Here is a 10347-nt window from a genome sequence, read left to right on the forward strand (position 1 = left end):
TCTACCTGGTCGCCGTGTGGGTGTTCCTGGCCGGCTGCTACGGCCTGGCCACCAGCCGCGACCTGATCCACGCCGTCGGCTGCCTGTCGGTGTGCCAGGCCGCCACCTACGTCCTGCTGCTGGCCGTCGGCTACCGCGACGGCGCCACCGCTCCCGTCTTCTCCGACACCCGGCCCGGTTCCCGCCCCGTCGTCGACCCCGTCGTGCAGGCGCTGGCCCTCACCGACGTCGTCGTCGGCGCCACCGTCACCGCCCTGCTGCTCGCGCTCGTCGTCCAGGTCGCCAAGCGGCACGGCACGGTCGACCCCGACGAACTGACCGAGCTGCGCGGCTGATGCACCACCTGCTGCCGCTCCTCGTCGCCGTCCCGCTGCTCGGGGCCGCCCTGCTGGCCGCGCTGGGCCGGGTCGTGCCGCGGGTGGCCGCGGAGACCGTGGCCTGCGTGGTGGCGGCCGTCACCGCCGCGCTCGCCGTCGCCCTGCTGCCGCACGCGTCCCCGCCACTGGTCGAGTGGGCCGGCGGCTGGGAGCCCGTGCGGGGCCACAGCGTCGGCATCGTCCTCGTCGGCGACGGCCCCGGCCTCGGCATGGCCGCGCTGGTGTCCCTGCTGACGCTGGCCGCCCTGGCGTACTCCTGGCGCTCCTTCGACGAGCCTCCGCACGGGCACGCGGGCGCGTTCCCCGCCCTCGTCCTGCTCTTCCAGGCCGGCATGTGCGGCTTCGTGATCGCCGGGGACCTGTTCAACGCGTTCGTGTGGTTCGAGCTGATGAGCGTCGTCGCCTACGCCCTGACCGGGCACCGGGTGGAGGAGGCGAAGGCGGTGCAGGGCGCGCTGACCTTCGCCCTCGTCAACTCCCTGGGCGCCTACGCCCTCCTGATGGGCATCGCGCTGCTGTACGCCCGCACCGGCGAGCTGGCCATGGCCTCGATCGGCCGCGGCCTCGACGCGCACGGCCCGTCCGACGCGCTGGTCCTCGCCGCCTTCGTCCTCGTCCTGACCGGCCTGCTCGTCAAGGCGGCGGCCGTGCCCTTCCACTTCTGGCTGCCGGACGCGCACGCCGTTGCCCCCACCCCCGTGTGCATGCTGCTGTCGGGCGTCATGGTCGAACTCGGCGTCTTCGGCGTCTGGCGCGTGTACGACACCGTCTTCTCCGGCCCCGGCGGACTGCCGGCCGCCTACGTGGAGCGCGCCCTCATGGTGCTCGGCGCGCTGACGGCCGCCGTCGGCGCGCTGATGTGCTGGTACCAGCGGCACATCAAGCGGCTGCTGGCCTACTCGACGGTCGCCCACACCGGCCTGTTCCTGCTCGGCATCGGCACCCTCACCCCCGAGGGCGACGACGGCGTCGCGCTGTACGTCATCGGCCACGCCGGGGTGAAGGCCGCCCTGTTCGCCTGCACGGGCATCCTCCTCGACCGGTACGGCAGCGTCGACGAGCACGTCCTGTACGGCCGCGCCCGTCCGCTGCGCGGCGTCGCCGTGATGTTCGCCGTCGGGGCGCTGGGCCTCGCGGGACTGCCGCCGTTCGGCACGGCGCTCGGCAAGTCCGTCGCGGAGGAGGCCGTGGGCGGCCCGCTCACCGTCCTGTACGTCGCGGCGAGCGCGGTGACCGCGGCGGCGGTGCTGCGGGTCGCGGCCCGCGTGTTCCTCGGCCTCGGCCCGCCGCCGCCCGAGGCGGACCGGGGGAGCGGAGGGGGCGCCTACGAGACGACCGGCTCAGGTGAGGAGCCCGAGACCCGGCAGCGGCTCGGCCGGGTCCCCGACACCATGACGGCCGTCCCCGCGGTGCTGCTCGCCGGCTCCCTCGCCGTCGGCGTCGTCCCCGGCTTCGGTGACGCGGTGGCCCGCGCCATGAGCGAGGCCACCACCGCCGGCCTGGTCCACAGCGCTGTGCACTGGACGCCCCTCGGCGCCGGTCTCGGCCTGCTGTCGGCGCTCCTGGCGATCGGCCTCGCCGCCGTGGCCGTCGGCCGCCCGAAGCTGCTCGCCGCGCCGGCCCGGATGCTGCCGCTCAGGCGGCTTCAGTCGGGGCACGTCGGGGACTACGTGGCCTGGCTGCTGGTGGGCGCCACGGTGCTGGGGCTGCTGGCCCTGCCCGCGGTCCTGTCCGGGTGAGGGGGGAGGGAGACCGGCGGCTCAGGAGCCGTAGGTCACCCGCACCTGCTCGAAGCCGAGGGAGCGCAGCAGGCCCTGGAGCATCGCCGTGGTGTTGCCCTCCGCGCGCCCGGTCAGCTCGCTCTCCTTCGCGGCGTCGCCGATGTGCCGGGCCGCGAGCTTCTGCACCGCCTGCTCACCGTTCGGGTTGTCCGAGAACAGGTCGCCGAGCCGGTCGAGGAGGCCCCGCTGCTTGGAGACGGCGTACGAGTGCTCCGGGTCGAGGGCCGGCCGGCCGAGCGCGGCGTGCGGCAGCCGCAGCGTGGCCGACGTGCGGTCCTCGTTCACCGTGATGTCGTCCTCGCCCACCTTGCCGAGGTCGACGTAGGCGTCGACGGTGCCGGCGCCGACGTACAGGGTGCGGGTGCCGCGTATCGCGTCGGGCAGGAACTTGGCGTCCTTCTCCAGGTCCACGACGACCTGGAAGGAGCCGGACGCGGCCTCGTAGCGGCTGATGTCCTGGATGGACTTCAGCAGCGCGGGCCCCGACCGGTCGTGGGTCTCGGAGCCGAACAGGTCCTTCAGACCCGGCAGCACGCTGAGCCGCAGTCCCGCGAACAGCACGACGAGCACCAGCACGACCGCGCTCAGCGCCTTGGCCCAGCCGGGCATGCGTCCGGGGAGGCGCTTGTTGGGAGTCGTCATGGCGACGGCCCTCCCTCCTACTGTCCGCTTGCCCCTCATCTCCCGTGCCAGACGCAGCAGTTGGCGTGCGGCTCGGGAGTGAGGGGGCGGAGGGCGGGCGCGGGAGGCGGTCAGTGCGGGGCCTTCAGGAGCCGGTCCCGCGACGGGCGGGAGGACCACACCGCCTCCCCGCGCGTGAGCCCCGGCAGCCGCAGTTCGGCCTCCCGCACGTGCCGGGCCGGCAGCTCGCCGGTGATCAGCCAGGCGGGGTCGCCGCCCGTCGTCCCGCTGAAGTCGGCGCCCAGCGCGGCCAGTCGGGCGGTCACGGACGCCAGCGCGTCCGGCGGCACCTCCGCCTCGAACGCGTGGTACGGCTCGTAGAGGCGGGTCCCCGCCAGCCCGAGGGCCCGGCGCAGCACGATCGGGGTCAGCCCGCGGAAGTCGGCGGCCGTGCTGACCGGGGAGCAGAAACCGGAGCGGATCAGTGTCACCCGGTAGTCGGTGACCGCGGCGCCGGTCAGCCCGGTCAGCAGCGTGGCGTGCACGGTCTCCTCGACGGCCAGGTGGAAGGCGCGGGGGAGCGCGCCGAGCTCCGTCTCGTACGCGAACACCCCGCCCGAGCCGCGCGGCCCCGGCTCGACCCGCAGGCCGATCGTGGCCCAGTAGCGGGTGCGGTCGTGCCACGGCATCTCGTCGACGGCCTCACCGGTGCCGGCCGGCCGCTCCAGGAACCGGACGCGCCCCGGCGAGAACTCCGCATCGATGCCGAAGTCCCCGGCCAGGGTCGCCGCCAGCACCTCCATCTGGACCTCGCCGTACAGCAGCAGGGCGGTGGCCCCTGACTCCGCCGGGCGGGCGTGCAGCAGCGGGTCCTGGTCGGCGAGGGCGAGCAGCGCCGACCGCAGCGGCGCCGCCTGCTCGGGCCGCCGGGCCCGCACCACGGTCTCCAGGGTCGGCGGCGCGAACTGCGGCGCCCGGTCGGTGACGCCGCCGAGCCGGTCGCCGACGCGCAGGGCGGCCGGACCCGACACGGCGGCGATGTTCCCGGCGGTGAGCGTCCCGGCCCCGCCGACCACCTCCAGGCGCGTCACCCGGCCGCGGACCTCACCGGTCCGCCCGTCGGACTCGCGCCGCAGGAAGGTCAGCCGCTGCCGCGGGCGCACCTCACCGTCGTACAGCCGCAGATACGCCGTCCGCTCGCCGCCCGGTCCGGGGCGGACGGCGAACACCGTGCCGCGCGGCGGTACGGGACCGGGCTCCGGTGTACGCGCCGGGACCAGCCGGACCAGGCCGCGCGCCAGCTCCGCGACGCCCTGGCCGCCGAGTGCCGAGCCGAAGTACAGCGGGTGGAACGAGCCGTCGGCGGTACGGGCGGCGAGCGCGGCGCGCACCTCGCCGGCGGTCGGCTCCGGGCCGTCCACGAGCGCCGCCAGCATGCCCGGGTCCACCTCGGCGAGCGCCTCGGCGGTGCGGGCGCGCACCGGCGGGTCCGTCAGGCGGCAGGTCCGCACCCGGGCCCCGGCACCGCCGAGCCCGCCCGCGACCTCCGTCAGCGGCACGACGTGCGGGGTCAGCCGGCGCCGGATGTCCGCGAGCAGACCGTCGGCGCGGGCACCGGCCCGGTCGATCTTGTTGACGAAGACGAGCGTGGGCAGCCCCAGCCGCCGCAGGGTGCGCATCAGCACCCGCGTCCGCGCCTGGACGCCCTCCACGGCGGACAGCAGCAGCACCGCGCCGTCGAGGACCTCCAGGGCGCGCTCGACCTCGGCGGTGAAGTCGGAGTGCCCGGGGGTGTCGATCAGGTTGACCTGGGTGTCGCCGACGGTGAAGGCGGCGACGGCGGAGCGGATGGTGATGCCGCGGCGGCGCTCGATCTCGCCGTCGTCCGTACGGGTGTCACCGGCGTCGACGCTGCCGAGCCGGTCGACGGCCCCGTGGTCGAACAGCAGCCGTTCGGTGAGGCTGGTCTTACCGGCGTCGACGTGGGCCAGAATGCCGATGTTCAGGGTGTGCATGCGGGAATGAGTCCTCGAGAACCGTGGGCCGGAAGGGGCACTGGGTGGTGTCGAGGAGTCGGCGCATGCGGGGGATCCTGACCTGAGGGAACACGGACGGCGTCATCATGGCCCCTTCCCCCGGGCCCGCCGCAACCGGATTTCCGTAAGCTGAGGTTCCGGCCGGACAGACCCATGCGAGGAGCGGTCCGTGCGAGACATCGCCGTGTTCAGCGGTAGTGCCCACCCGGAGCTGGCCGAGGAGGTCTGTGCCCAGCTGGGCGTGCCCCTCAGCCCCGTCCGGGTCAGCCGGTTCGCCAACGACTGCCTGGAGGTGCAGCTGCGGGCCAACTGCCGGGAACGGGACGTCTTCCTGATCCAGCCGCTGGTCAAGCCGGTGCAGGAACACCTGGTCGAGCTGCTGCTGATGTGCGACGCGGCCCGCGGGGCGTCGGCCGGGCGCATCACCGTCGTCCTGCCGCACTACTCCTACGCCCGCTCCGACAAGAAGGACGCGCCGCGCATCTCGCTCGGCGGGCGCCTGGTCGCCGACCTGCTGGTGGCGGCGGGCGCCGGCCGGGTCCTCGCCATGACCCTGCACTCGCCCCAGGTGCACGGCTTCTTCACGGTGCCGGTCGACCACCTGCACGCGCTGCGCGAACTGGCCGCGCACTTCCGGCAGTACGACCTCTCCCGCGCCACGGTGGTCTCGCCGGACCTCGGCAACGCCAAGGAGGCCGCCGCGTTCGCCCGGCTGCTGGGCGCCCGGGTGGCGGCGGGCGCCAAGCAGCGGTACGCCGACGACCGGGTCAGCATCAGCGCCGTGATCGGGGACGTCGCCGGGCGGGACGTCATCGTGCTCGACGACGAGATCGCGGGCGGCAGCACCGTGCTGGAACTCCTCGGCCGGCTGCGGGAGCAGGGGCCGCGCACGATCCGGCTCGCCTGTACGCACGGGCTGTTCGCGGCCGGTGCGCTCGGCCGGCTCAGCGAACAGCCCGACGTGCTGGAGATCGTGTGCACCAACACGGTGCCGGTGCCGGCCGACGACCACACGGAGAAGCTGCGGATCCTGTCCATCGCGCCCGCGCTGGCCGAGGCGGTGCGCCGCATCCACAACGGCGAGTCGGTCAGCGCCCTGTTCGACGCTCCTGCGGCGGAGTGACGCCGAACACCTCCGCGAGGGTCGGCCGCGGGGGCAGCAGCCGTGCGAGGCCGGTGATCCGCAGCATGCGCAGGGTCAGCGGATGGGCGCACACGAGGTGCACCTCTCCGCCCTCGTCGAGCACCCGGCGCCGGGCCCGGTACAGCAGCCGCAGCCCCGAGCAGTCGAAGAACTCGATCCCGCCGAGGTCGAGCACGACCCGGGCGCCGGGACGTGCCGTCTCCCGGTCGAGGTGCGGGGCGATCTCCGCGGCCGACGCGATGTCGATCTCGCCGAGGAACTCCAGCACCGTGTGCCCCCGGTCGCGGCGGACGCGCAGATGCCTGGTGAGCGACGCGGACTCCTGTCGCACGACGACAACGCCTCCAGCCTGCTCCGGGGGCCCAACTGACCATCCTCAATCGAAAGTTACCCCGAACGAGCGCGATTGAGCATGTTCGTTTGACATATGTCGTCGAACTCTCACATCGAGACCCGTCAGTCGACCACGAGGACCAGCTTCCCCGTCGTGCGGCCCGTCTCACCGAGCTCGTGGGCCTGTGCCGCGTCGGCCAGCGGGAACGTCTTCTCGACCGTGGCCCGCAGCCTGCCCGACTCGACCAGGCCGGCGATCTCCCGCATGTCGGCCCGGTCCGCGTCGACCAGCATCCGCACCGCCCGCACGCCCAGCCGCTCGGCCTCCTCGAAGAACGCGTCCGACCCGACCGGCAGGATCGACACCACGATCCCGCCCGGCCGCAGCACGCGCAGGGACCGCAGCGAGGTCTCGCCGCCGATCGTGTCCAGCACGACGTCGACGTCCTTCACGGCCTCGGTGATGTCCGTGTCGCGGTAGTCCACCGTCTCGTCCGCGCCGAGGGAACGCAGGAACTCGTGCTTGCCCGCGCTCGCCGTGCCGATCACGTACGCGCCCCGCGCCTTGGCGATCTGCACCGCCACGTGCCCCACACCGCCCGCGGCCGCGTGGATCAGCACCCGCTGCCCCTCCCGCAGGCCGGCCCGCTCCACCAGGGCCTGCCACGCCGTCAGCGACACCAGCGGCAGCGCGCCGGCCTGGACGTGGTCGATCCCGGCGGGCTTGTGGGTGAAGGTACGGGCCGGGGCCGTGACGTACTCCGCGTGGGAGCCGTGGCCGAAGGGGTACGACAGCATGCCGAAGACCTCGTCGCCCGGGCGGAACGCGGCGACGCCGACCCCCACCGCCTCCACCACGCCCGAGACGTCCCAGCCCAGGACGAAGGGCGGCTCGCCGAGGAAGCCGCCGTTCGCCCGGTGCTTCCAGTCGGTCGGGTTCACTCCGGCGGCGCGCACCCGCACCAGCACCTCGTTCGGGCGCGGTTCGGGGCGTTCCCGTCGTACCTCACGCAGCACCTCGGGACCGCCGAGGGTGTCCTGGCTGATGGCTCGCATCGTGTTCACATCGCTCATGCTGACCCAGCCTGCCGTCCGCCGCCCCTCAGGGAAATGGCATGAATGCCACGCTGCGATAGGATCGTGCCATGCGGCAGACGAAGCGCCCGGCCGGGCGGACGGAACGGGTCGTGGTGCTGGCCCTCGACGGCGCCTATCCCTTCGAGCTGGGCATCCCCAGCCGGATCCTCGGCGCCGCCGACGGCCGCTACGAGGTGCTCACCTGCACCGTCGACGGCCGGCCGGTGCGCACCGACGCGGACTTCACCCTCACCGCGGACCACGGGCCCGAGATCCTGGACTCGGCCGACACGGTGGTCGTCCCCGCCGTCTCACCCTCCCTGGTCACCGGCGAACCGGCCCCCGAGGTCATGGCCGCCCTCGCCCGTGTCCGCCCCGACGCCCGCATCGTCTCCATCTGCACCGGCGCCTTCGTGCTGGCCGCCGCCGGGCTCCTGGACGGCCGCCGGGCGACCACCCACTGGCAGCTGGCCGACCGGTTCCGGCGGATGTTCCCGCACATCCCCCTCGACCCGGACGTGCTCTTCGTGGCCGACGGCCGCATCGTCACCTCGGCGGGCGCGGCCTCCGGCGTCGACGTCTGCCTCCATCTCGTGCGCGAGGACCACGGCAGCGAGCTGGCCAACAAGGTCGCCCGCCGCTGCGTGGTCCCGCCGTTCCGGGACGGCGGACAGGCGCAGTACATCGAGCAGCCGGTGCCGGAACAGGGGGCCGCGAGCACGGCGGCGACCCGGGCCTGGGCCCTGGACCACCTCGGCGAGTCCCTGACGCTGGCCCGCCTCGCCGCGCACGCCCGGATGAGCCTGCGCACCTTCGCCCGGCGCTTCCACGACGAGGTGGGCATGAGCCCCGGCCGCTGGCTGACCCAGCAGCGCGTCGCCCGGGCCCGGCATCTGCTGGAGGCCAGCGACCTTCCCGTCGACCGGATCGCGGGCCAGGTCGGCTTCGCCACGGGCGCCTCGCTGCGCCAGCACCTGCACGCGTCGATCGGCGTCTCCCCCCAGGTGTACCGCCGGACCTTCCAGTCGGCCCGCTGAGCGGAGACACGCCCGTTTCCCGTGGCTGGTGACGGCGCGTCAGAAGACTTGCTCCGCAACGTTGTCGGCCGGTCACCGACTGAAACCGCTGGGCCGGGATATGCGCAAGGCAGAGGGCCGCGGGGGTCCGACGCCCCGTGCCCGGAATCCTTCGGAGGAGACATGGCACTGGTCAACGCGGGCGTCGTGGTGCTCGACTGCGCGGAACCCGAGAAGCTCGCCGAGTTCTACAAGGGGCTGCTGGGCGCGGAGGAGACCGACGTGTCCGCCAACCGCATCGAGATCGAGGGCCCGGCAGGCTTCCGCATGGCGTTCCGGCGGGACGTCAACGCGACCCCGCCGAGCTGGCCCCGCCCCGAGAACTCCCTCCAGGCGCACTTGGACTTCGTGGTCGAGGACCTGGACGAGGCCGAGCGCGGGGTCGTGGGCCTCGGCGGGCGCCCGCTGGAGGCGAAGGACGCGGCGGGCCCGCACGAGGAGCGCGGCTTCTCCGACCCGGCGGGCCACTCCTTCACCCTGCGCCGCAGCGCGCCGCCGACGGCACCCAAGCAGGGCTGAGGCCCGGCCCGGGTGCCGTCGGCGGCATGAGTACGGGATGAGTACGGCGTGAGTGCGGCGCGGGCGCCGGACCCCGGTCCGGTCAGTCCCGCCCGCCCTTGTCACCGGACGGCCAGACACCGGTCGACCGCTCGATCGCCTTGGCGCCCGCCCGGTCCATCGCGCTGCGCACGGCGGCGAAGATGGCGCCCTGGACCGCCGCGGCCAGCAGGATCTCGCCCCAGCCGCGGTCCGGGTCCAGGGCGTCGGGCGCGTCGTCCTCGTGCCGGATCACCTTCCACGTCTTCTGGAAGGCCATCCCGGCCAGCGCGCCGCCCGCCCAGCCCAGGACGAAGCCGACGGGCTTGTACGCCAGGGGGAGCTTCTGCTTCTTCTTCTTGCCCACGTGGGTCTCCTTCGGGTTCGCTCGGTGATATCGGTCATGACAGGTGAGGCCGGGCACGACGAGCACGGCCCCGCGGGGTCAGGGCCGGCCGGCCGCCGGTACTTCCTCTCCCGCGGGCACCGGGCCGGGCGGTGTGCCGTCGCCGAACGGGCGGCCGCCCAGCTCCTGCCGGTGGTGCGGCGTGAGCCAGCCGGACAGGTCCGGGCCGAGCGGCACGATGCCGGTCGGATTGATGCCGGTGTGCACCTCGTAGTAGTGGCGCTTGATGTGGTCGAAGTCGACGGTGTCGCCGAACCCGGGCGTCTGGAACAGGTCCCGGACGTACGCCCACAGCACCGGGTTCTCCGCCAGCTTCCAGCGGTTGCACTTGAAGTGGCCGTGGTAGACGGCGTCGAAGCGCACCAGCGTGGTGAACAGCCGGATGTCCGCCTCCGTGATCGTGTCCCCGACCAGATAGCGCTGCCGCTCCAGCCGGGGCGTCAGCTGCTCCAGCCGGCGGAACACGCCCGCGCAGGCGGCCTCGTACTCCTCCTGCCCGGTGGCGAAGCCCGCCCGGTACACACCGTTGTTGACGTCCTGGTAGACGCCGGCCATCACCTCGTCGATCTCGTCGCGCAGGGCGTGCGGATACAGGTCGGGCGCGCCGGGCCGGTGCAGGGACGTCCACTCGGTCGCGAGGTCCAGGGTGATCTGCTGGTAGTCGTTGGTCACCAGCCTCCCGCTCGGCACGTCCACGACCGCCGGCACGCTCACCCCGCCCGGATAGCCGGTCTCCCGCTTGTCGTAGGCCTCGCTGAGGAAGCGGATGCCGAGGACCGGGTCGCGGCCGTCCGGGTCCAGCGTGAACCGCCAGCTCCGGTCGTCCTGGATCGGGTCGGTGATCGCCAGGGAGAGGGCGTCCTCCAGGCCCAGCAGCCGCCGGGACACCAGGGCCCGGCTCGCCCACGGACAGGCGCGGCTGGCCACCAGCCGGTAGCGCCCGGCCTCGACCGGCCAGA

At 73.9% G+C, this 10347-nt stretch carries 11 protein-coding genes; 5 read left to right on the plus strand and 6 right to left on the minus strand.

What is annotated here, in order from left to right:
* A partial coding sequence (locus GTW67_RS15130) for a sodium:proton antiporter (protein ID WP_237518869.1) occupies positions 1-335 on the plus strand: 335 nt, incomplete at its 5' end.
* The gene (locus GTW67_RS15135; protein ID WP_161165339.1) at positions 335-2116 is read left to right on the plus strand and encodes a complex I subunit 5 family protein; all 1782 of its coding nucleotides are present in this window, start codon (positions 335-337) and stop codon (positions 2114-2116) included. The genes GTW67_RS15130 and GTW67_RS15135, both read left to right, overlap by 1 nt.
* Before the next feature lie 21 nt (positions 2117-2137).
* On the opposite strand, the gene GTW67_RS15140 is transcribed toward GTW67_RS15135, so the two are convergent.
* Positions 2138-2800 carry a DUF4230 domain-containing protein gene (locus tag GTW67_RS15140; RefSeq protein WP_161165340.1) on the minus strand — a complete coding sequence of 221 codons (663 nt, stop codon included), beginning with the start codon at positions 2798-2800 and terminating at the stop codon, positions 2138-2140.
* A gap of 110 nt (positions 2801-2910) precedes the next feature.
* Positions 2911-4794 carry a tetracycline resistance ribosomal protection protein Otr(A) gene (gene otr(A), locus GTW67_RS15145; RefSeq protein WP_161165341.1) on the minus strand — a complete coding sequence of 628 codons (1884 nt, stop codon included), beginning with the start codon at positions 4792-4794 and terminating at the stop codon, positions 2911-2913.
* A 190-nt stretch (positions 4795-4984) separates the two neighbouring features.
* On the opposite strand from otr(A), the gene GTW67_RS15150 reads away from it, so the two are divergent.
* Positions 4985-5938: a ribose-phosphate diphosphokinase gene (locus tag GTW67_RS15150; RefSeq protein WP_161165342.1), complete on the plus strand. Its 954-nt coding sequence runs from the start codon at positions 4985-4987 to the stop codon at positions 5936-5938.
* On the opposite strand, the gene GTW67_RS15155 is transcribed toward GTW67_RS15150, so the two are convergent.
* Together GTW67_RS15155 and GTW67_RS15160 are read right to left on the minus strand one after the other, a co-directional pair.
* A complete protein-coding gene (locus GTW67_RS15155; RefSeq protein ID WP_161165343.1) occupies positions 5904-6290 on the minus strand; it encodes an anti-sigma factor antagonist in 387 nt (128 codons plus the stop codon). The genes GTW67_RS15150 and GTW67_RS15155 overlap by 35 nt on opposite strands.
* Positions 6291-6415: 125 nt before the next feature.
* Positions 6416-7366 (minus strand): NADP-dependent oxidoreductase, encoded by a 951-nt coding sequence (locus GTW67_RS15160; protein WP_161165344.1) that lies wholly within the window; start codon positions 7364-7366, stop codon positions 6416-6418.
* Between the two features lie 71 nt (positions 7367-7437).
* Between GTW67_RS15160 and GTW67_RS15165 the strand changes: the two genes are divergently transcribed.
* Both GTW67_RS15165 and GTW67_RS15170 read left to right on the plus strand, forming a co-directional pair.
* Positions 7438-8406: a GlxA family transcriptional regulator gene (locus GTW67_RS15165; protein WP_161165345.1), complete on the plus strand. Its 969-nt coding sequence runs from the start codon at positions 7438-7440 to the stop codon at positions 8404-8406.
* 162 nt (positions 8407-8568) lie between these two features.
* On the plus strand, positions 8569-8964 hold the full coding sequence (locus GTW67_RS15170) for a VOC family protein (RefSeq protein WP_161165346.1): 396 nt from the start codon (positions 8569-8571) through the stop codon (positions 8962-8964).
* 82 nt (positions 8965-9046) lie between these two features.
* Here the strand turns inward: GTW67_RS15170 and GTW67_RS15175 are convergent, their stop codons facing one another.
* Together GTW67_RS15175 and GTW67_RS15180 are read right to left on the minus strand one after the other, a co-directional pair.
* Positions 9047-9349 carry a DUF4235 domain-containing protein gene (locus tag GTW67_RS15175; protein WP_161165347.1) on the minus strand — a complete coding sequence of 101 codons (303 nt, stop codon included), beginning with the start codon at positions 9347-9349 and terminating at the stop codon, positions 9047-9049.
* 78 nt (positions 9350-9427) lie between these two features.
* On the minus strand, positions 9428-10347 hold a 920-nt coding region (locus tag GTW67_RS15180; protein ID WP_161165348.1), incomplete at its 5' end, for a glutathione S-transferase family protein.

This window comes from Streptomyces sp. SID5910 (assembly GCF_009862125.1).
GTDB lineage: Bacteria > Actinomycetota > Actinomycetes > Streptomycetales > Streptomycetaceae > Streptomyces.